The organism is Actinoplanes subtropicus (assembly GCF_000721705.1).
In the GTDB taxonomy this organism is placed as follows: domain Bacteria; phylum Actinomycetota; class Actinomycetes; order Mycobacteriales; family Micromonosporaceae; genus Actinoplanes; species Actinoplanes subtropicus.
Window position 1 is genome coordinate 220,307 of sequence record NZ_JOJL01000010.1, and the last position, 21,273, is coordinate 241,579.

General features: G+C 70.4%; 18 protein-coding genes and 1 pseudogene. 12 read left to right on the forward strand and 7 right to left on the reverse strand.

Features of this window, described 5'->3' with window-relative positions:
* Positions 1-84 precede the first annotated feature (84 nt).
* The 3 genes from rfbD to rfbB form a co-directional block, all read right to left on the reverse strand.
* Positions 85-984: a dTDP-4-dehydrorhamnose reductase gene (rfbD, locus tag IH26_RS0116265; protein WP_051808191.1), complete on the reverse strand. Its 900-nt coding sequence runs from the start codon at positions 982-984 to the stop codon at positions 85-87.
* Positions 981-1,841 carry an RNA-guided endonuclease InsQ/TnpB family protein gene (locus tag IH26_RS0116270; RefSeq protein ID WP_030437040.1) on the reverse strand — a complete coding sequence of 287 codons (861 nt, stop codon included), beginning with the start codon at positions 1,839-1,841 and terminating at the stop codon, positions 981-983. The genes rfbD and IH26_RS0116270 overlap by 4 nt, the downstream gene beginning before the upstream one ends.
* A 361-nt stretch (positions 1,842-2,202) precedes the next feature.
* A complete protein-coding gene (gene rfbB / locus IH26_RS0116280; protein ID WP_030437041.1) occupies positions 2,203-3,180 on the reverse strand; it encodes a dTDP-glucose 4,6-dehydratase in 978 nt (325 codons plus the stop codon).
* Positions 3,181-3,226: 46 nt separating this feature from the next.
* On the opposite strand from rfbB, the gene rfbA reads away from it, so the two are divergent.
* The 6 genes from rfbA to IH26_RS0116310 all read left to right on the forward strand — a co-directional run bounded on the left by rfbA (position 3,227) and on the right by IH26_RS0116310 (position 10,213).
* Entirely contained in the window at positions 3,227-4,111 is an 885-nt protein-coding gene (gene rfbA / locus IH26_RS0116285; RefSeq protein WP_030437042.1) for a glucose-1-phosphate thymidylyltransferase RfbA, read from the forward strand.
* On the forward strand, positions 4,108-4,707 hold the full coding sequence (locus IH26_RS0116290; protein WP_030437043.1) for a dTDP-4-dehydrorhamnose 3,5-epimerase family protein: 600 nt from the start codon (positions 4,108-4,110) through the stop codon (positions 4,705-4,707). The genes rfbA and IH26_RS0116290 overlap by 4 nt, the downstream gene beginning before the upstream one ends.
* Before the next feature lie 356 nt (positions 4,708-5,063).
* On the forward strand, positions 5,064-6,569 hold the full coding sequence (locus IH26_RS0116295) for a sugar transferase (protein WP_030437044.1): 1,506 nt from the start codon (positions 5,064-5,066) through the stop codon (positions 6,567-6,569).
* A gap of 82 nt (positions 6,570-6,651) precedes the next feature.
* Positions 6,652-7,692: an NAD-dependent epimerase/dehydratase family protein gene (locus tag IH26_RS0116300; RefSeq protein ID WP_030437045.1), complete on the forward strand. Its 1,041-nt coding sequence runs from the start codon at positions 6,652-6,654 to the stop codon at positions 7,690-7,692.
* Positions 7,689-8,717, forward strand: a complete 1,029-nt coding sequence (locus IH26_RS0116305) for a hypothetical protein (protein ID WP_245665235.1) — start codon at positions 7,689-7,691, stop codon at positions 8,715-8,717. Before IH26_RS0116300 ends, IH26_RS0116305 begins: the two co-directional genes overlap by 4 nt.
* Complete coding sequence (locus tag IH26_RS0116310) at positions 8,714-10,213, forward strand: oligosaccharide flippase family protein (protein ID WP_030437047.1); 1,500 nt, start codon at positions 8,714-8,716, stop codon at positions 10,211-10,213. Before IH26_RS0116305 ends, IH26_RS0116310 begins: the two co-directional genes overlap by 4 nt.
* A gap of 80 nt (positions 10,214-10,293) precedes the next feature.
* On the opposite strand, the gene IH26_RS0116315 is transcribed toward IH26_RS0116310, so the two are convergent.
* From IH26_RS0116315 to IH26_RS0116325, 3 genes are all read right to left on the reverse strand, one after another.
* A complete protein-coding gene (locus tag IH26_RS0116315; protein WP_051808192.1) occupies positions 10,294-10,728 on the reverse strand; it encodes a DUF5666 domain-containing protein in 435 nt (144 codons plus the stop codon).
* Positions 10,729-10,769: 41 nt separating this feature from the next.
* On the reverse strand, positions 10,770-11,978 hold the full coding sequence (locus IH26_RS0116320) for an efflux RND transporter periplasmic adaptor subunit (RefSeq protein WP_030437049.1): 1,209 nt from the start codon (positions 11,976-11,978) through the stop codon (positions 10,770-10,772).
* Positions 11,979-12,215: 237 nt separating this feature from the next.
* The gene (locus tag IH26_RS0116325) at positions 12,216-13,607 is read right to left on the reverse strand and encodes an O-antigen ligase family protein (RefSeq protein ID WP_030437050.1); all 1,392 of its coding nucleotides are present in this window, start codon (positions 13,605-13,607) and stop codon (positions 12,216-12,218) included.
* Between the two features lie 306 nt (positions 13,608-13,913).
* Here IH26_RS0116325 and IH26_RS0116330 point away from each other — a divergent pair, with 306 nt between their 5' ends.
* From IH26_RS0116330 to IH26_RS0116350, 5 genes are read left to right on the forward strand one after another with little or no spacing between them, the layout of a single operon-like run.
* Positions 13,914-14,588 (forward strand): polysaccharide deacetylase family protein, encoded by a 675-nt coding sequence (locus IH26_RS0116330; RefSeq protein ID WP_245665237.1) that lies wholly within the window; start codon positions 13,914-13,916, stop codon positions 14,586-14,588.
* Between the two features lie 30 nt (positions 14,589-14,618).
* Positions 14,619-15,575, forward strand: coding sequence for a glycosyltransferase family 2 protein (locus tag IH26_RS0116335; RefSeq protein WP_030437052.1), 957 nt, complete (start codon positions 14,619-14,621; stop codon positions 15,573-15,575).
* On the forward strand, positions 15,572-16,642 hold the full coding sequence (locus tag IH26_RS0116340) for a GNAT family N-acetyltransferase (protein WP_030437053.1): 1,071 nt from the start codon (positions 15,572-15,574) through the stop codon (positions 16,640-16,642). The genes IH26_RS0116335 and IH26_RS0116340 overlap by 4 nt, the downstream gene beginning before the upstream one ends.
* Positions 16,643-16,652: 10 nt before the next feature.
* Complete coding sequence (locus tag IH26_RS0116345) at positions 16,653-17,969, forward strand: nucleotide sugar dehydrogenase (protein ID WP_030437054.1); 1,317 nt, start codon at positions 16,653-16,655, stop codon at positions 17,967-17,969.
* Complete coding sequence (locus IH26_RS0116350; protein WP_034215313.1) at positions 17,959-19,317, forward strand: glycosyltransferase family 4 protein; 1,359 nt, start codon at positions 17,959-17,961, stop codon at positions 19,315-19,317. Before IH26_RS0116345 ends, IH26_RS0116350 begins: the two co-directional genes overlap by 11 nt.
* Positions 19,318-19,677: 360 nt before the next feature.
* On the opposite strand, the pseudogene IH26_RS62860 reads toward IH26_RS0116350, so the two are convergent.
* Positions 19,678-20,058 (reverse strand): annotated as a pseudogene (locus tag IH26_RS62860) (glycosyltransferase family 2 protein); the annotation flags it as partial.
* On the opposite strand from IH26_RS62860, the gene IH26_RS0116365 reads away from it, so the two are divergent.
* Positions 20,043-21,272 carry an acyltransferase family protein gene (locus IH26_RS0116365; protein ID WP_030437057.1) on the forward strand — a complete coding sequence of 410 codons (1,230 nt, stop codon included), beginning with the start codon at positions 20,043-20,045 and terminating at the stop codon, positions 21,270-21,272. The pseudogene IH26_RS62860 and the gene IH26_RS0116365 sit on opposite strands and share 16 nt — an antisense overlap.
* Position 21,273: the final 1 nt, after the last annotated feature.

A 21,273-nucleotide genomic window follows, 5' to 3' on the forward strand; every position in this document is an offset into this window, starting at 1 on the left:
CCTCCGGGATTCCCCTGGACCCGGCGATCGCTTTCCCTTGCGGGCCTTACCTGAGAAACGTGCGAACACCGGAAACGGTTCTCTTCATCCCCGTAAGGAGGGCATCGCCTCGGTCAGCATCGGACGCCAATCCGACAGCGGCTCGACCCCCGTGCCCGCCCAGCGGCCATGACCCAGCACGCTGTACGCCGGCCGCCGCGCCGGTCGCACGAACCTGTCGCTGGTGGTCGGGCGGATCCGCGCCGGGTCGAGGCCGGCCTCCTCGAACGCCGCCCGGGCCAGGCCGAACCAGGTGGTCGAGCCGGCCGCGGTGCCGTGGTAGGCGCCCGGCTCGGCGCGCCCCTCGGACGCCGCCCGCCCCAGCGCCACCAGCTGCCGGGCCAGGGCCAGCGACCAGGTCGGCGAGCCCCGCTGGTCGTCCACCACGTCGAGGGTGTCGCGATCGGCGGCCAGCCGCAGCATGGTCCGCACGAAGTTGGGCCCGTGCTCGCCGTACAGCCAGGCGGTGCGCACCACGTAGCCGCCGGCGGCCAGCACCGCCCTCTCCCCCACGGCCTTTCCCCGGCCGTACGCGTTGAGCGGCGCGTGCGGGGTGTCCTCGGCGATCGGCGCGGTGGCCGTCCCGTCGAAGACGTAGTCGGTGGAGACGCTGATCAGCCGCTTGCCGGCCGCGTCGGCGAGGACGCGGACCGCTTCGCCGTTCACCGCCGTGGCAGCCTCCTCGGCCGCCTCCGCCCCGTCGACGTCGGTCCACGCGGCGGCGTTCAACACAAGATCAACACCTTCCACCGCATCTCGTACGGCGGAAGCGTCGGTGATGTCGAGCTCGTTGCGGGTGGCCGCGAGCACCTCCGGCTCGCCCGCCTCGGCCAGGGCCACGACCAGGTCGCGGCCGAGCATCCCGCCGGCGCCGGTGACCAGCCAGCGCTTGGCTCCCTCCACACGCCTGAGGGCGCTGGACTCCCGTGGTTGATCGCTGTTCATGCGGCCACCTCCACAGGCGGTTGGCGCTTCCTGGACCGCCCGATGGCGAGGTCTCCACGCCCGGTAACCGCCAGCCCGGCGGCCAGGATGTTCTTCGCGGCATTAACGTCAGCGTGATCGGCGTGCCCGCAGGCGACGCATCGGAAGACCGCTTGGTTCTCACGGTTTTTCCGAGCGATGTGCCCACAGTCATGGCAGCGGGTCAGGCGCTGCTGCAACCGCTTGGCCCTGCGCACCTCACCCGCAGTGGCAAACTCGCGGTCGATCAGACCGCCCTCGGAGGTTGCCACAGCAGCTACGGCGCCGCGGTCCACGCCGATTGGCGGCAGTTTGTCGGGCGCGGCGGGGGCTACGCCGTCGTCGACGCAGAACGACACATACCAGCGGCCACCGTCACGTAGCACGGTCGCGTTGCGCAGGACTCCGCCTGACGGGCGAGTCCAACGCAGCCGAACCCAGCCCAGCTTGGGCAGTTTCACCTGCCCCCAACGGCGGGTCAGCCGCACCATCTCCATCTGCTTCGGGTCAGGGAACCGGGACGCCGGCCGGGTCTTGGTCTTCGGGCGCCAGCGTACCTTTCCGGTGCCGTGGGTCTCGCACGCCCTATCCAGATCCCGCAGAGTCTGCTGCAGAATGTGCGACGGTGCCTCAGCTGGCCACGCCGAGTACGGGTCCTTCTTCGCCTCGGCCAACTGCCGGCCCTGCTCGACGTAGCCGATGGACCCGCCACGCCGGCGATACTCACGCCGCTGCTCCGGCCCCGCGTTCCAGACCGCCCGACAGGCATTGCCGAACTGTTCGGCCTGATCCTGCTGTCTGGAGGTCAACCTAAGTAGGTAACGACGTCCAGTCAGCATCTCAATAATCCTTCAACTGCTCGCCGCACCCAGCACCCGAGCCAGCGGCGCGCGCTGTGGCACCCGCGGCCAGCAGAGTGACGTGATCCGGCAGGATCCCCATGGCCGCGAACACCGCCCCCTCGTTGTTGACGGCCTCCGGTCCAACTCCTTGAGCCGGACCTCGATCCTGCCGCCAAGCACGTTACGCCGGTCCATCGAGCGTCAAACGCGTGACACGCAAGCTTGAACGATGTTGCTGCCCCACCCCGTGGTCAGGTGATCAGTACACGGTCCTGGGCGATCCAGCGCCGCGAGCGGCTTGCCCCACCAGCCCCACGACCAGGTGAGACTGAGGGGTCAGCACGCTACGTCCTCTGCATCAGAGCGCCGCCCGGTCCTTGAGCGGCTCCCACCAGGCCCGGTTGGCGCGGTACCAGGCGACCGTGTCGGCCAGCCCCTGCTCCAGCGTGACCTGCGGGGCGTACCCCAGCTCGTTCTTGATCTTGGTGATGTCGAGCGAATACCGGCGGTCGTGCCCCTTGCGGTCGGCCACCGGGCGGACCATCTCCCAGCCGGCGCCGCTGGCCTCGAGCAGCCGCTCGGTCAGCTCGCGGTTGCTCAGCTCGGTGCCGCCGCCGATGTTGTAGACCTCGCCGGAGCGGCCCTTCTCCAGCGCCAGCTGGATGCCCCGGCAGTGGTCGGAGACGTGCAGCCAGTCGCGGATGTTGCCGCCGTCGCCGTAGAGCGGCACCTGCTTGCCGTCCATCAGGTTGGTGACGAACAGCGGGATGACCTTCTCCGGGAATTGGTGCGGGCCGTAGTTGTTCGAGCAGCGGGTGACCACCACGTCCATGCCGTGCGTGCGGTGGGCGGCCAGGGCCATCAGGTCGGAGGAGGCCTTCGAGGCGGCGTACGGCGAGTTCGGCACGAGCGGCCACTCCTCGGTCCAGGAGCCCTCCTCGATCGAGCCGTAGACCTCGTCGGTCGAGACGTGCAGGAACCGGCCGACCCCGGCGGCCCGGGCCTCGTCCAGCAGCGTCTGGGTACCCAGCACGTTGGTGGTGACGAACGGCAGCGCCCCGGTGATCGAGCGGTCGACGTGCGATTCCGCCGCGAAATGGACGATCGCGTCGTGCCCGGGAAGCAGCTCCCGGAGCAGCCGCGAATCCGTAATGTCCCCCCGGACAAACCTCAGTCGGGAATCTGTCATCGGAAGGTTCTCCCGATTACCGGAGTACGACAGCAGGTCCAGAACGGTCACCGTGGCACCGGCCGCGCCGGCGAATTCGTCCTGCAAGAGGGCCCGCACGTAGGCCGAACCGATGAAACCGGCACCCCCGGTCACGAAAATCTGCACGGCTGGCGAGTGTACCGGTATCCGAGCCGTTGTTTAGTCTCCTTCGGTGCGCGGAATCCTTCTGGCCGGTGGAACCGGCTCCCGGCTGTGGCCGATCACGATGGCCATGTCGAAACAGTTGATGCCGATTTTCGACAAGCCGATGATTTACTACCCCCTCACCACTCTGGTATCGGCCGGTATCCGAGAGATCCTCGTGATCACCACCCCCGAGGACCAGCCGCTGTTCCAGCGCCTGCTCGGCGACGGCAGCCGGATGGGGCTGTCCCTCACGTACGCCATCCAGGCGAAGCCGGACGGCATCGCGCAGGCGTTCCGGATCGGCGCGGAGTTCATCGGCGACCAGCCGGTGGCGCTGGTGCTGGGCGACAACATCTTCCACGGGGTGGGCCTGGGCCGGCAGCTGGCCCGCTTCGCCCGGCCGGCCGGCGGGCGGGTCTTCGCCTATCCGGTGGCCGACCCGGAGCGCTACGGCGTGGTGGAGTTCGACGAGACCGGCAAGGTGCTGTCGATCGAGGAGAAACCCGAGAAGCCCAAGTCCACGTACGTCGTACCCGGCCTGTACTTCTACGACGCGGACGTGGTGCGGATCGTGGAGACGCTGCGGCCCAGCGCGCGCGGCGAGCTGGAGATCACCGCGGTCAACGAGGCCTACCTGCGGGAGGGCCGGCTCGAGGTGACCGTTCTCGACCGGGGCACGGTCTGGCTGGACACCGGCACGTTCCAGTCGATGGTCCAGGCGTCCGAGTACGTCCGGGTCATCGAGGAGCGGCAGGGCCTCAAGATCGGCTGTGTCGAGGAGGCGGCCTGGCGGCTCGGCTTCATCGGCGACGAAGAGCTGCGGGAACTGGCCACGCCGCTGCTCAAGAGCGGGTACGGTGACTACCTGATGGGACTGCTCGACGCCGGTCGGTACGGTGGCGCGCTGTGAAGATCAGACCGTTGACCATCGAGGGCGCGTACGAGATCACGCCGGTCCAGCACGGCGACGCCCGCGGCAGCTTCCTCGAGTGGTATCGCTTCGACGAGCTGGCCGAGTTCGTCGGCCATCCGCTCGACCTGGCCCAGGCCAACCTCTCCACCTCGGCGCGTGACGTCGTCCGCGGCATCCACTTCGCCGACGTCCCGCCCGGCCAGGCCAAGTACGTCACCTGCGTGAGCGGCTCGATACTCGACGTGATCGTGGACATCCGGGTCGGCTCGCCCACGTTCGGCGCGTGGGAGGCGGTGCCGCTCGACGACCGGGAGCGGCGCGCCGTCTACCTCGCCGAGGGACTGGGCCACGGGTTCTGCGCGCTGACCGAGGGCGCCACCGTGACGTACCTCTGCTCGAGCGTGTACCGCCCCGGGCACGAGCACGGCATCGACCCGCTCGACCCGGAGCTCGGCATCGTCTGGCCGGCCACGACGCCGCTGCTGTCCACGAAGGACGCCGCCGCCCCCTCGCTCGCCGAGGCGAAGGCGACCGGACTGCTCCCGGAATACGAGGCCTGCAACAAGTATGTCGCAGAGCGTAGTCGGATTTAATACATTCCGGCGTCCTCTTCGGACGATTGACCAGCACCCCGGATGAGGAGTATGGGTTACTGGTTCATCCCGCAATTCCGCGATAGTTGAATCCGATATATGCAGATGGCCCGGTACGCCCGATTTGCCCACGCTGCACCGCGTTTGGAAATGGCATCATCCGATTCGCCATTCCTCTCGCACGGAAAGGTGTAGCGACAGGACCACCGGAGTCATCAGGCTCTCCGATGAAGTCCGGGGGTGGACTGCCCGCCGGCTGATTTCTCACCCAGATAGTCTCGTCCTCCGGTGGCTACCCCGGAAGGCGCGGACCCAAACGGACCGTGGTTGACCGCCATCAATGACGGAGGACAGGCGTGCAGACGATCGACCCGGGTTCGGCCGTCGAGATCACCGAGGATGGACCCCGCTTCACAGCGGTTCGCCCGGCCGAGTTCCGGGCGCCCGCGACCCGCGCCGACTGGCGCGGGCGGTATGCGAAGACGCTGTACCTGATCGACTACCTGGTGGGCCTCGTCGCGGCCTCCTCCGCCCTGCTCCTCCGCTTCGGCTCGTACGGCGCGCAGCTGTTCCTCTGGAACTACCTGCTGCTGACGCTGCTGTTCCCGCTGGCCTGGATGGCGGTTCTCGCGATCAACCGGGCCTACGAGGCGCGGCACCTGTTCGTCGGCACCGACGAGTACGCGCGGGTGGTCCGCGCCGGCTTCGGCCTCACCGCCACGCTCGCCATCTTCTCGTTCGCCCTCGACCTGCGCCTGGCCCGCGGCTACGTGCTCATCGCGCTGCCGATGGCCACCGCGCTCGCGGTCGGCGCCCGGTTCCTGTTCCGCCAGCTGCTGCACCGCTCCTGGGCCACCGGCCAGCGGCTGCACCGGGTCATCCTGGTCGGGCACGCCCGCGCGGTCGCCGACATGAACCGCCGGCTGCACCGGGAGAGCCACCACGGCCTCGGCATCGTCGGCGCGTGCGTGCCCGCCACCCAGACCACCGAGGCGCTGCCCGGCCTGCCCGAGGTGTACGGCGACTTCGAGAACGTCGCCCTCGCGGTCAGCCTGGCCGGCGCCGACACGGTCGTCGTCCTCTCCTGCCCGGAGATCGACGGCCCGGCGCTGCGCCGCCTCGCCTGGCAGCTGGAGCGCGACGAGATCGACCTGATCGTGGCCAGCACGCTGGTCGACGTGGCCGGCGACCGCACCACGATCCGCCCGGTGGACGGCCTGCCGATGCTGCACGTCGAGCACCCGCGGCTCAAGGGGAGCTCCCGGGTGGTGAAGGAGGCCTTCGACCGGGTCGGCGCGCTGATGCTGCTGACCTTCAGCCTGCCGGCTCTGGTGGTGCTGGCGGTCCTGGTGAAGTTCGGGCCGGGCGGCCAGGGCCCGGTGATCTTCAAGCAGGAGCGGGTCGGCAAGGACGGCCGCCCCTTCGTGCTGTACAAGTTCCGCACGATGGTGGTGAACGCCGAGGCGAAACTGCAGGAGCTGCGCAACCTGAACGACAGCGACGGCGAGCTGTTCAAGATGCGCAACGACCCGCGGATCACCCCGGTCGGCCGCTGGCTGCGCCGGCTCTCGCTGGACGAGCTGCCCCAGCTGATGAACGTGCTGAAGGGCGACATGTCGCTGGTCGGGCCGCGGCCGCCGCTCGCCCGCGAGGTGGCCGGCTACCCGGAGGACATGCGCCGGCGGCTGGTGGTCAAGCCCGGCCTCACCGGCCTGTGGCAGGTTTCCGGCCGTTCCGACCTTTCCTGGGACGAGTCGATCCGGCTCGACCTAACGTACGTGGAGAACTGGTCCCTGGTCATGGACCTGGCGATCCTCGCCCGCACGGTCAGTGCGGTCGTCCGCAGCTCAGGCGCCTACTGACCGAAAGCCCTAGTGCAGTTGGGGTCAAACACTGCATAACATCCGTGCGCCTGTCCCGGCGCCCGAACCTTGGAGTTTTTGGATGCGAGTTCTCGTCACCGGCCACGAGGGTTACCTCGGCAGCGTGCTGGTGCCCCGGCTGGCCGAGGCAGGTCACGAGGTGGTCGGCCTCGACACCGGCCTGTTCGCGGACGGCACCATCGGGCCGGTGCCCGCGGACGTGCCGGCGCTGCGGGTCGACCTGCGTGACATCACCAAGGACCACCTGGCCGAGGTCGCGCCGGACGCGGTCATGCACCTCGCGGCGCTCTGCAACGACCCGCTGGGCGACCTGGACCCCGACCTGACGTACGACGTGAACCACCGCTCCACGATCCGGCTGGCCAAGGCGGCCAAGGAGGCCGGCGTCGAGCGCTTCCTGTTCTCCTCCTCGTGCAGCCTGTACGGGGCCGGTGCGGACGACTCGCCGCTGGACGAGAACGCGGGCTTCGCGCCGCTCACCCCGTACGGCGAATCGAAGATCCTCTCGGAGCAGGACCTGCTCCCGCTGGCCGACGACGACTTCTCGCCGATCTTCCTGCGCAACGCCACGGCCTACGGCTTCTCCCCGCGCCTGCGCGGCGACCTGGTGGTCAACGACCTGGTCGGGCACGCCCTGCTGGCCGGCAACATCGGCCTGCGCAGCAACGGCATGGCCTGGCGCCCGCTGGTGCACGCGGACGACATCGCCTCGGCGTTCATCGCGCTGCTCGAGGCCCCGCGGGACGTGGTGCACGCGCGGGCCTACAACGTCGGCAGCTCGGACGAGAACTACCTGATCCGCGACGTGGCGAACCTGGTGCAGGAGGTCGTCGGCGGCGAGGTCACCTTCGCCGAGGGGGCCGGCGCCGACGCCCGCAACTACCGGGTCACCTGCGACCGGATCGCGGCCGAGGTGCCCGAGTTCAAACCGCAGTGGACCGTACGCAAGGGCATCGAGCAGCTGGTCGAGAACTACAAGAAGTACGACCTGCAGCTGAGCGACCTGTTCGGCGAGCGGCACCAGCGGCTCAAGAAGATCAACGCGCTGCACGCGGCCGGCAAGATCGGCTCGGACCTGCGCTGGACGGAGTCCGCCCGATGACCGCTCCCGCGATGACGCGGCTCGACCTGAAGGTCGGGGACATCGTCGAGGTCCGCAGCGAGGCCGAGATCCTGGCCACGCTCGACGAGAACGGCGCGCTCGGCGCGCTGCCGTTCATGCCGGAGATGCTGCAGTACGTCGGCAAGCGGCTCACCGTCGGCAAGTCCGCGCACAAGGCCTGCGACACGCTCGAACGCACCGGCATCCGCAAGATGGAGAACGCCGTGCACCTGGACGGCGTGCGCTGCGACGGCGGCGGCCACGACGGCTGCGAGGCCGCCTGCATGATCTACTGGAAGCACGCCTGGCTCAAGAAGGTCGACTCCCCCGGCGCGAAGCCGGACGTGGTCGCCCACAACGAGCCGAAACTCCCCCAGCTCCTGCAGATCTCGGCCCGCCGCCCGGACGGCGAGGACGGCTCGCCGCGGTGGCGCTGCCAGGCCACCGAGATGCGCCGGGCCACCCCGGAGCCGATGCCGGTGCTCAAGCTCAGCCAGTACGTCGAGGACGTGCGCAGCGGCAACGTCGGCCCGATCTGGGCGGCGCGCACGCTGCTGGTCGGCGTCTACAACCGGCTGCAGGACGTCGCGCCCCAGCCGTTGAAGATCAAGGGCGGCAAGCACTTCGGCCAGCTCAAGGGCAGGGTGACCGGCAAGACCCCGACCGTGGAGACCGGCCTGCAGCCGGGCGACCTGGTCCGGATCAAGTCGCGCGAGGAGATCGAGGCGACGATCAACGCCGACAGCCTCAACCGGGGGCTCGGCATCGAGGCGGAGATGGCCCGCTTCTGCGGCCGCACCGCCCGGGTCGCCCGCCGGATCCACCACATCCTGGACGAGCACACCGGCCAGATGCTGCACATGAAGTCGCCCTGCATCGTGCTCGAGGGCGTCGTCTGCGAGGGCGCCCTGACCGGCGCCTGCCCCCGGGCGATCACCTCCTACTGGCGGGAGATCTGGTTGGAGAAGATCGAATCGGCGCCGGCGCCCCAGCAGCGGGGTGCCGACGTGGCAGGGGTACGTTGACCACCGAGGCCGCCCTCACCGAGCCGGCGCTGACCGACTCGATCGGCCAGAAGGCGGGGCGGGGCCTGCGGTGGAGCCTGGTCGGCACGTTCGTGACCAAGATGGGCTCCTTCGCGATGGGCCTCGCCCTGGCGCGCATCCTCGCGCCCGCCGACTTCGGGGTGTACGCCATCGCCATCGCGGCCACGGCCGTGCTCATGCACATCAACGACGTCGGCCTGATCGCCGCGACCGTGCAGTGGCGGGGCAAGCTCGAGGAGATGTCGCCCACCGCGGCCACCATGGCGATGGGGCTGGCGACCAGCATCTACGGGCTGTTCTGGCTGGTCGCCCCGATGTTCGCGGAGGCGGCCGGCAACCGGGAGGCCACCCCGGTGGTCCGCATCCTCGCCCTGATCATCGTGATCGACGGGGTCACCGCGGTGCGGGCCGGCGCGCTGATGCGCAACTTCCAGCAGGGCAAGCTGGTGACCGCCAACTCGTTCGGCCTGGTGGTCAACGCCGTCGTGGCGATCAGCCTGGCGCTCGACGGCGCCGGACCGTACGCCTTCGCCTGGGGTCAGGTCGCCGGCGCGCTGCTCACCGGCATCCTGATCTTCAAGTTCGGTGACGTGCCGTTCAAGTACGGCCTGGACAAGGCGATCGCCAAGAAGCTGCTCATCTTCGGCGTGCCGCTGGCGGCCAGCCTGGGCGTCGAGGCGATCGTCACCAACGTCCAGTTCACCATCATCGGCCACCTCACCGGTCCGGTCCTGGTCGGGTTCTACCTGCTGGCGTTCAACGTCTCCAGCTGGGCGCAGAACACCCTGGGCCAAGCCATCCGGTACGTGTCGGTGGCGGGCTTCTCCCGGCTCTCCGAGCATCACGACGACGCCCTGAGCGACGGGGTCCAGCGCTCCATGCCGCTGCTGGTGCTGGTGGTCGCGCCGATCGTCGCGCTGACCTCGGTGCTGGCGGCGCCGCTGATCGAGCTGCTGTACGGCCACGAGTGGAGCCCGGCGGCCACGGTCCTGCAGATCCTGGTCGGCCTGACCCTGGTCCGGATGACCACCGGCCTGTGCATGGACGCGCTGATGGGCGCCGGCGCCACCAAGGCGACCCTGTGGCTCAACCTGGGCTGGGCGGCGGTCCTGTTCCCGGCCCTCTGGGTGGCCACCAAGATCGGCGGCATCCACGGCGCGGCGATCGCCCAGACCGGCGTCGGCTTCCTGGTGGCGGTGCCCCTGGCGGCATTCGCCCTGCGCAAGAGCAACGTGTCGCTCCGCCCGGTGGCGGCCGGCATCGCCCGCCCGGTGCTGGCGGCGATCGCGGCCGGCCTGGTCGCCTTCGTGGCGATGCGCTACGCGGGCGGGCCGTGGGCCTTCACCCAGCTGGCGGTGGGCGGCATCGTGGGCCTGGCGGTCTACGTGCCCCTGGCGATCCCCCGCGACCAGCTCAAGCTGTGGGTCGGCCTGGCCCTGCGCCGCAAGCCGGCGGCCGCGGTCGCCCTCGACTGATTCTCCGGTACGGCTGAGGCCGGGTGGCGGGGGCTCTCCCCGCGGCCCGGCCTTTCTCTCGCCGACCTCCGGTAACGCTGCTATTTCTCCTCGGTCTTGACCGACGTGGCGGTCACGCTGCCGTCCGCGCCGGTCGCGCCCTGGACGGTTACGGACTGGCCGGCCTTGACGTCGGCGAGTTCGCCGTCGGTGGCCGTGGAGACGGCGGTGTTGCCGTCGGTCTTCACGGTCAGCACGGTGCCGTCCGCCCTCCGCACGTAGATGGTCGTGCCGTCGACCTTCGTCACGGTGCCGGTAGTGCCGGTGGCCGGGGTGCCGGTCGTTGCCGTGCCGCCCGGCTGGCCACCACCCGGGAAGCCGCCGGTGAAGCCGGCCGCCGGCCCGGTCGCGGTCGTCGACGCGACGCCCCACAGTTTCTCGGCCGTGATGCCTCCGACGAAGCCGCCGACCACGATCAGGAGCGCACCCAGCGCCACGGTGATCCGGGTCCATCGGCGTTTTGGAGCGGCGGTCATAGCGGAATCCTCACTCATAGCGTGCACTGCCTTGGGGAAACTCACGGGCCGGCTCCGCCCGCGGGCGGGCCGCCGTCGCCGCCGGGACCGCCCCCGCCGCCCAGGTTGCTCAGGCTGCCGCCACTCGAAGTGCTGCCCGAGGTGGTGGACGTGGTGGTGACGAGAACCTGCTCGCCGGCCTGCACGCCGGACTTGATCTGCGTGGTGGAGTCGCCCACCAGCCCGATCTGGACCTCCCGGACCGTCCGCACGCCGTTGGCGACGACCGTGACCGTGTGCCGGGTGCCGGACGTGGTGATGGCCGCGGAGTTCACGTAGGTGGCGTCGGCGACGTTGCCGGAGGTGATGGCCACCGACACGCTCTGGCCCACCCGCGCCCCGGCCGGGTTCTTGTCGATGCTGAGCGTCACCCCGTAGGTGACCACGTCGTTCGAGGTGGTGCCGGACGGGTCGATCGCGATGACCTCGCCGGTCGCGGTGGCACCGGCCAGCGCGGTCCAGGTGATCGTGCCGGCCTGCTTCTCCTTCAGCGTGGTCGCGTCCGCCTCGGCGAAGTCGGCGGTCACCTGCAGCTTGCTCAGGTCGGCGATCTCCACGAAGCCGGACGAGGACGATCCCGACGAGGACGAGTCGGACGAAGAAGACGAGCCGGATGAGGCTGACGAGCCGGATGAAGAGGATGAGTCGGACGAGGAGCCACCGCCCGAGGCCGAGCTGCCGATCGTGCCGCTGACCGCGGTGACCGTGCCGGCCATCGGGGCGGTCAGCACGGTGCCGTCCACCGCGGCCTGGGCGTCGTCGACCGCGGACTGGGCCGACTCGACGTCGGACTCGGCGCTGGACGTGTCCGAGCCGGCGGCCTCGGCGCGGGTGAGGGCGTCCTTGGCGGTGGTCAGGTTCACCTCGGCCGCCGTCAGGCTCCGTTCCGACGCGGCCGGATCGACCTTGGCCAGGACCTGCCCCTTCTTGACCACCTGGCCGACCTTGACGTCGATCGCGGTGACCACGCCACCGGTGACGAAGCCGGCCGAGGCGGTCTCGGCGCTCTCCACCGTGCCGTCCGCGGTCACGGTCTTGGTGACCGTGCCCGTTTCCACCGTCACCGTGCGGGCCGCGGCGCCGGCGGCGGTGCTGCCACTCTTCGGGCCGGCCAGGGCCTCGTACGCCCAGAAACCCCCGCCCGCGATGGCGACGGCGAGAACGGCGTTGAGCGCCACCGAGGGACGTCGCAGGTCGAAGCGCGCTGGCATGGCCACACTGTGGCGGCCGCCCCTGGCAGGACATTCTGCGACACCTGTGGAACAGCTACGAAACCGGGTTTGTCACGAGCGTGAGCGGCGGCAGCGAGGGTGACCGGCCGCCTGGACCGGCCTGCCCGCGTTGCAGCACAGCCCGGATGCGGGCGGCACCGGGCCGGGACGGCAGCCAGCTCGCCGGAGAAGGCGGGACTTGTCCGACGCGTACGGTCAAGGGAAGTAGATCTGAAGTTAGCTGACGCGGCCGGCGAAGGAACGCGTTGCCGAGGTGCGGACCATGCGCTGGGGGTGGGTCAGGCGCCAGACCGTGCCGCACATGCCGACGGTCAGGCCCAGTGTGGTGGCGAAGGTGAGGAACGCCAGCGAGTCGAAGGTGGCGGCGACGATCAGGCCCATGAACTGGGTGGAGATCAGGGCGGCGCACAGGTGCCGCACCTCGCGCTCCTTCGAGCGGCGCAGCGCCATCCAGGCCACCGTGATGGCGGTGATGTGCAGGGCGGCGTAGGCGATCGCGCCGACGATCCCGTTGTTGAGCAGGATCTCCAGCCACATGTTGTCCATGATCTGGTACTGCGGGGAGACCCAGGTGCCGGTGCCGCGGCCGAGCCAGGGGCGCTGGCCGATGTAGTGGAACGCCATCGGGTAGCGCTCGTAGCGGACCGAGATGGACGAGTTGCCGGTCGGGTTGTCGAACAGGTGCAGCAGGGTGTGTACCAGGCCGCCGGTGGCCGCGGCGGCGCCGGAGATCATGATGGTGAGGACGACGCCGATGTTGTAGCGCATCCGCCAGGTCCAGAGCGGGACCAGCGCGACGAACATGATGACTTCGGAGATGATGCCGGTACGCGAGATGGTCGACGCGATGCCGGCCCCGATGATGATGCACGAGGCGATGGCCATCCAGCGGCGCTTCGGGACCCGGGCGAAGATCGCGAAGTGGATGGCGAACGGCAGCACGAGGGCCAGGTACGCCGCCATCTCGATGTAGTGCGACGTGGTGCTGGCGACCCGGACGCCCGAGCCGCGGTCCTCGAGGACCGGGACCCAGCCCTTCTCCTGCAGGCCCGGGATCAGCAGATAGTTGCTCAGGTCACGGCCGAGCAGGTACTCGACGACGCCGAACAGGGCGACGAAGGTGGCCGAGACCACCAGCACCTTGAGCAGGGTGCGCAGCTTCAGCCAGTTCGGCAGGCCGTCGGCCGCGGTCAGCAGGGCGCCGCCGAAACAGCAGAAATAGATCATGGTACGGTCGGCGGCATTGGCTTCCATCGATGTCAAGCCGCGCAGGAAGCCGACCGCGTAACCGAGCAGCAGCACGCCGAAGTAGCCGAAGAAGGCCCATCGGATCGGCTGCGGCCCGACCATCACCAGACCGGGGCTGAATCGCGTCACCGCCCACCAGAGGAACAGCAGGAAACCGATGACCAGTGCGGGCCGGCCGACATCCGTGGCGCCGGGCAGGACCTCGCGGGCCGGGATGACCGCCAGCAGCACGAACATCAGGCTCAGCAGCACGGCGGCGTCGATGTACGTCGGGCGCCGGCGGGTCGCGTACGTCCGCTCGTACAGCAGCGAGGGTTCCAGGTCGGCCGGGTCGGCCAGGCCGATCGTGCTCGTCGTCACACTCACTCACACCTTGTCAGGGAGCCGGCCGCCGACTCCTCTTGAAGCACCGCAGCATTCCATCACGCCGAGGCCGCCGGGACCACCGTAACCACAGCCACCAGCGCACGACGAATGCGTCACGAAGATGACCGGTCGGCTGAGTCGTCATGCCGACACGCGGCTCAACCCCGGCCGACCAGCACAACGACGAAGAGGCACTTGGTTCGGCCGATCTACCGATATGCCGACCTTCGGCCTCGGCTGAGGATTGCTGGGCCAGCGACCCGAATCGAACGAATCGACAGGAACGGAAGAGCACTGTTGGTGACCAACCCACCATCGACCGTCACTCTCACCGTGCACGGAATCGGCTCACCGGTCCGTCCGCTGGACCCCGGTGAGGACGAGGTGTGGGTCACGGTGAAGCAGTTCGAGGACGTGCTCGACGCCGTGGCCGGCCGTACCGACGTCCGCCTCACCTTCGACGACGCGAACGCGTCCGATGTGGAGATCGCCCTGCCGCACCTGATGAAGCGGGGCCTCACCGGGCAGTTCTTCGTGCCCGCCGGTCTGCTCGGCCGGCCCGGCCGGCTGACCGAGGAGAACGTCCGCGAGCTGCTCGACGCGGGCATGACGCTGGGCTCGCACGGATGGGCGCACTGCGACTGGCGCCGGCTGAGCCCGGAGCAGGTGCCGGACGAGATGACCAAGGCGGCCGAGGTGCTGGCCGGGTTCTCCGGCACGCCGGTCACCGAGGTCTCGGCGCCGTTCGGCTCGTACGACCGGCACGTGTTGCGCCGCCTGCGGGAGGCCGGCGCGACGAAGGTCTACACCAGCGACACCGGCCGCGCACACCCCGAGGCCTGGCTGCACGCCCGCACCAGCCTCCGCGACACCATCGACCGTGCCTGGATCGACCAGGTCCTCGACGGTAAGCCGTCACTCCCCCGGCGCGCCCGCAACCTCGCGGCGCGCACCGTCAAACGACTCCGTGGCTGAGCTCCCGCCAGGGCTGATCAAGGAGAGCACGTGACCCTGCCCGAATCCAGCGACGGTCCCGACGGCGGCGTCGCGCGCGTCGCCGCCGTCATCGTCACCTTCAACAGCGGCGCGGTCCTGGAGGGCTGCCTGCGCTCGCTGGCCACGCAGACCGGTGTCGACCTGGCCGTCGTCGTGGTCGCCGACAACGCGTCCAAGGACTCCTCGGTCGCGATCGCCGAGGCGGCCGAGGGCATCCCGGTCCGCGTGGTGCAGGTCGGCCGCAACGCCGGGTACGCCGCCGCGTTCAACGCCGGCGCCGCCACCCTGGAGCTGCGCAAGCTCGACGCGGTACTGGTCCTCAACCCGGACTGCCGGCTCCGGCCGAACACGTTGCAGCTGCTGGCCCGCGCCCTGCGCCAGCCCGGCCGGGCCATCTCGGCGCCCAAGCTGGTCAACCCGGACGGCACCCTGCAGCCGTCGCTGCGCCGCACCCCGACGGTGCGCGGCGCGTGGGTCGAGGCCATCGTCGGCGGCGACCGGGCCGGCCGGATCGGCGAGCTGGTCTTCGATCCGAAGGCGTACGAGGTGGCCGGGCCGGTGGCCTGGGCGACCGGCGCCGCGATGCTGATGTCCGCGCCGGCGATGCGCGAGCTCGGCCCGTGGGACGAGTCGTTCATGCTGTACAGCGAGGAGACCGAGTACTGCCAGCGGGCCACCGACAAGGGCTGGTCGCTGTGGTACGAGCCGGAGGCCGTGGTCGAGCACATCGGCGGCGAGTCGGGCACCAACCCGACGCTGTACTCGCTGATGATGGTCAACAAGGTGGTGCTGTTCCGGCGCCGGCGCGGGCCGGCGGCGGGCCTCGCCTACCATCTCGCCGTGCTGCTCGGCGAGACGATCCGGGCGGCGACCGGCCGGCCGACGTCCCGGGCGTCGCTCGCCGCCCTGCTGCACCCGTCCCGGCGGGAACTGCTCATCGCCTCGCTGACCGGGAGCCATCCGTGAGCGGGGCGCGCATCGTGTCGCTGCGTACCGTCGGCTTCGACGAGCTGGGCAGCGCCGAGACGGATGCCTGGCACCGGCTGCGGGCCGCGAATCCGGCGCTGGACAGCCCGTATTTTCATCCCGGCTTCGCCGCGGCGGTGCACGCGGGCCGTCCGGTGGAGGTCGCGGTCGGGCGGGACGAGCGGGGCGAGGTCGCCGCGCTGCTGCCGATGCACCGCGAGGGAGGCGTGTTGCTCCCGGTGGGCTGGCCGGGCGCCGACTTCCAGGGGCCGATCCGCGCGCCGGGCACGGCCTTCCCGGCGGTGAAGCTGCTCGCCGGCGGCGCCAAGCGGTTCGCCTTCGACCACCTGCTGGAGCCGAACGAGGACTTCGCGCCCTGGTTCGAGTCGAGCCGGCCCTCGCCGTACCTGGACTGCGCCGGCGGCATGGAGGGTTACCTCGGCCGGGCGTCGAAGAGCGGCAGGGACAACATGGGCCAGGCCCGCCGCCGCACCAACAAGGCGGAGAAGCAGATCGGGCCGGTCCGGTTCGCGGCCGACGTGGTGGACGAGAAGTCGCTCGCCGCCGTGGTGGAGCTCAAGCGCGGGCAGTACGCCGCGACCGGCGCCACCGATTACTTCGCCCGCCCCGAGCGGGTCGACCTGCTGACCCGGCTGCTGCACACCCGCGGCACCGAGTTCGCCGGCATCCTGTCCACTGTGCACGCCGGCGACCACCTGCTGGCCGCGCACTTCGGCATGCGCTCCGGCGGGGTGCTGCACTGGTGGTTCCCGGTCTACGATCCGCAGTTCTCGTCGCTGGCCCCGGGCTGGATCCTGCTGCGCGAACTGGTGGGGGCGGCGCCCGAGCTGGGCATCGAGCGGATCGACTTCGGCCGGGGCGACGACGAGTACAAGCGGCGGGCCAAGACCGGCGAGGTGCTGGTCGCCCGGGGAGTGGTCAGCCGCAACAGCGCGTACCGGGTGGCGCGACGCGCCCGCAATTCCATGATCACCGCGGCGAAGTCGTCGGCGTTCGCGCCGCAGCTCCGTCGCCTGGCGCGCCGCCTGCGCGCGAACAACCGCTAGGGGGAAGTCCATGAGGATCAGCGTTTTCGGGCTCGGCTACGTCGGCAGCGTCTCCGCCGCGTGCCTGGCCGAGCGTGGCCACGAGGTGGTCGGGGTCGACGTGAACCCGACCAAGGTCGAGCTGCTCTCGCGCGGCCAGGCGCCGGTCGTCGAGGAACGCATCGGCGAGCTGACCGCCGAGGTCGTCGCGGCCGGCGCGCTGCGCGCCACCACCGACGTCGCCGAGGCGATCAGGGCCACGGAGATCTCGCTGATCTGCGTGGGCACGCCGAGCGCGGCCAACGGCAGCCTGTCCACCACGTACCTGGAGCGGGTGGCCGAGGAGATCGGTGGCGTGCTGGCCGGGCTGGACCGGTGGCACACCGTGGTGTTCCGCAGCACGATGCTGCCGGGCACCTGCACCGACCTGCTCATCCCGATCCTGGAGAAGGAGTCCGGCAAGACGGCGGGCGTCGAGTTCGGCGTCGCGGTCAACCCGGAGTTCCTGCGCGAGGGCTCGAGCGTCAAGGACTTCTTCGACCCGCCGAAGACGGTCATCGGCGAGCTCGACTCCCGCAGCGCCGACGCGGTTTCCCAGATGTACGAGGGCCTGCCGGGCGAGACCTTCCGGGTACCGATCGCGGTCGCCGAGATGGCCAAGTACGCGGACAACTGCTTCCACGGCCTCAAGATCGCCTTCGCCAACGAGCTCGGCGCGATCTCCCGGGCCCTCGGCGTGGACTCGCACAGGATGATCGAGGTCTTCCTGGCCGACCGGAAGCTGAACATCTCCCCGGCGTACCTCAAACCCGGTTTCGCCTTCGGTGGTTCCTGCCTCCCGAAGGACCTGCGCGGCCTGGTGTACGCGGCCCGGCGCGCCGACGTCGCGGTGCCGCTGCTGTCGCACGTGCTGCCCTCCAACGAGGAGCACCTGAAGCGGGCGATCGAGCTGGTCACCGCGACCGGCAAGCGGAAGGTCGGCCTGTTCGGGCTCTCCTTCAAGCCGGGCACCGACGACCTGCGGGAGAGCCCGCTGGTCGAGCTGGCCGAGCGGCTGCTGGGCAAGGGCTACGACCTGAAGATCTACGACTCGAACGTCGCGCTGTCCCGCCTGATGGGCGCGAACCGCGAGTACATCGAGGGCCGGCTGCCGCACCTGAGCGACCTGCTGACCAACAACGTCGACGAGGTGTTCGAGCACGCCGAGGTGTGCGTGGTCGGCTCGACCGAGCAGGTCGTCGTCGACGCGCTGGCCGAGCCGGGCGACAAGGCCGTGGTCGACCTCGTCCGCCTCCCCGACGCCGACGCGCGCCGGACGACCGAGGGGTACCAGGGCCTTGGCTGGTAAGGGAAAGCACGCGCTGATCCTGGTCGAGAACCTCTCGGTCCCGTTCGACCGCCGCGTCTGGCAGGAGAGCCTGGCGCTGCGGGCCGCGGGCTGGGAGGTCAGCGTCATCTGTCCGCAAGGGACGAAACGCGACACCGAGGCGTACGCCGAGATCCAGGGTGTACGCATCTACCGCTACCCGCTGAAGGCGGCGGTCGGCGGCCCGCTCGGCTACCTGCAGGAGTACGGCAACGCGCTCCGGCACACCCGGCGGCTGATCCGCAAGGTGGGCAAGGTCGACGTGGTGCACGCCTGCAACCCGCCGGACCTGTTCTACCTGCTGGCCAAGCGGCTCAAGCGGCAGGGCGCGAAGTTCGTCTTCGACCAGCACGACCTGGTGCCCGAGCTGTATCTCTCCCGGTTCAACCGCGGCGAGGACGCGCTCTACCGGGCCGTCTGCTACCTGGAGCGGCAGACCTACCGCCTGGCCGACGTGGTCATCGCGACCAACGAGAGCTACCGCGCGGCCGCGCTCAGCCGGGGCGGCAAGCGGCCCGAGGAGGTGTTCGTGGTGCGCAGCGCGCCCGCGGTCGAGCGCTTCTTCGAGGTGCCGCGGGACGACTCGATCCGTGGCGACAAGCCCTACCTGCTCGGCTATCTGGGCGTGATGGGCCCGCAGGACGGCGTCGACTACGCGCTGCGGGCGCTGGCCAAGCTGCGGGACGAGCAGGGGCGTACGGACTGGCGGGCGGTCTTCGTCGGCGGCGGCGACACCTTCGACGCGATGGTCGCGCTCGCCGCCGAACTGGGCCTGGCCGACGTAGTGGAGTTCACCGGCCGGGTGTCCGATGAGGACCTCGTACGCTACCTGTCGGCGACCGACGTGTGCCTCTCCCCCGACCCGCTGAACCCGCTCAACGACGTCTCCACCATGAACAAGGTCATGGAGTACATGGCGATGGGCAAGCCGATCGTCTCCTTCGAGCTGAAGGAGGCGCGGGTCTCGGCGGGCGAGGCGGCGGTGTACGCGCCGGCCAACGACGAGTCGCAGTTCGCGAAGCTGATCGCCAATCTGCTCGACGACCCCGAGGCGCGCCGGCGGATGGGCGAGATCGGCAAGGAGCGGGTCAGCGGCCCGCTCTCCTGGGAGCACTCGGTCAAGTCGCTGCTGGCGGCCTATGCGGCCGCCGTCGGCGCGCCGTCAGTTCCCCGGCAGCGTGACGCGGGTGCTGGCATCGCTCGCCCAGACGTCGCCGCGACGGTTCCGCAGCCGCGTCAGAGCCCGGTCGAGGACCAGCACGGTCAGGTAGCAGCCGGCGTCGACGACGCCCACCCGCCGGTCGCGGACGAGCCGGCCGAGGGCCCCTAGCGTGATGCTGCTCTCCGGGCCGGTGCGGCCCAGCTCGACGAGTTGTTTGTTGCCGCGCCGGACCCGGACCCGCCGGTTCAGGTACGACCGGACCGTCCGGGCCGGCTTGACGACCGAGTGCGCGGACCGCACGACGACCCGCTCGTGGGGGGCGAAGCTGGCATGAACCAGACCATCGTCGGAGATGACGTCCGGCATCGGAAACACCCGTTCGTGGCCGGCCTCGGTGAGCACGTAGACGCCGACGCCGGCCAGGACGCGGTTCGGCGCGATCAGCGCGTTGTGCACCTTGTGCACCCGGTGGGCGACCGGCCCGGCGCCGGTGAGGTCGAGCTCGGGCACCGGGGCGCAGGCCAGCACGCCCGGCTGCGCGCAGGCGGCGACCAGCTCGCGGACCGAATCGGCGTCCAGCCGCACGTCGGCGTCGAGGTAGGCGCGCGGGAAGGTGGCGCACTCGGCATCCCCGATACGCAGCGCGTTCGGCTTGCCGGGGGTCGGGGTGTCGAGCACGCGGACGCCCTCGACGGTCGCCGCCGCGGCGGCGGTGCCGTCCTTGCAGGCGTTCGCCACCACGATGATGTCGAACTCGCCGGGCTTGCTGCCGTCGAGCAGGCGGCGCAGGTTGCCCGCGATGACTGCTTCCTCGTTGTGGGCCGGGATCACGATGCTGACTGCTGGCTCGGTCACGCCGGTCAGGATAACCACAAGACTTCCCGGAGGGACCGATGACGGTCGAGGCATCCGCCGCTTCCGCGCCCCAGCGTCGGGTCACCGGCTTGGACGGCATCCGCGGTCTCGCCGCGCTGTTCGTGGTCGTGCATCACACGTACCTCGAGTCGTTCCCCGGCTATCCGGTCAACACCGGGCCGTCGTGGCTCGTCTGGCTGCTGTACGGGCATCTCGCGGTGGTCGTCTTCATCGCGTTGTCCGGCTTCTCGCTCGCGGTCGCGCCGGCCCGCCGGGACTGGCAACTGGGCGGCAAGGCCCGGTTCGCGCATCGGCGGGCCTGGCGCATCCTGCCGCCGTACTGGGCCGCGCTGATCTTCAGCGTGATCATGGCCTGGGCGGTCGTGCCGCAGCCCGGCTCCGCGGCGCCGGACGGCAAGGCGGTCGCCGTCTACGGCCTGCTGCTGCAGGACGTCTTCGGCTCCTCGGTGCCGAACGGCGCGTTCTGGTCGATCGCGGTCGAGGCCCAGCTGTACATCGTCTTCCCGCTGCTGCTGCTGACCGTACGCCGGATCAGCGGGGTGGTCATGGTGACCGCGGTGACGATCGTGGTGGTCACGATCGGCGCGCTGGCCCCGCACGTGCACGTGGTGAGCATGCTGATGCGGTTCACCCCGCAGATGGCCGTCCTGTTCGCGCTGGGCCTGGCCACGGCGGGCATCCTGCGGGCCGGCGACCGGGTGCGGAACCTGCCGTGGCAATGGTTCGCGGTGGCCGCCACGGTGCCGGTGGTGATCCTGTGCGTCGTCGAGGGCACGGTCTGGTGGGAGCGCGAGCACTTCTGGGCCGACCTGGCCTGGGCGCCGGCGATCGGGCTGATGCTGGTGGCGGTGGCGACCGGCAAGGCCCGGATCTTCAAGAGGTTGCTGGACACCGCGCCGGTACGCGAGCTGGGTAAGTTCTCGTACAGCCTCTACCTGATCCACGCGCCGATCGTGGTGGCGATCAGCGAGAAGGTGATCGGCCCGCGGATGCAGCCGGGCCTGCCGCGCTTCCTGGCGACGCTGGCCATAGTGCTGCCGCTGTCGCTGGTCGGCGCCCGGTTGTTCGCCGCGGTCTTCGAGATCCCGTTCACGCGGTACCGCAGCTGGTCGGCGCTCCGCGACGCGTTCCGGGCCCGCTTCGGCCGTTCCGCGGTCGCGGCGCCGACCTCGCCCGCTGCGCCGACCTCGCCCGCGGCGCCCGCCGCGCCGGTGATCGCCCTGACCACCTCGGCCGAGAAGGAGTAGC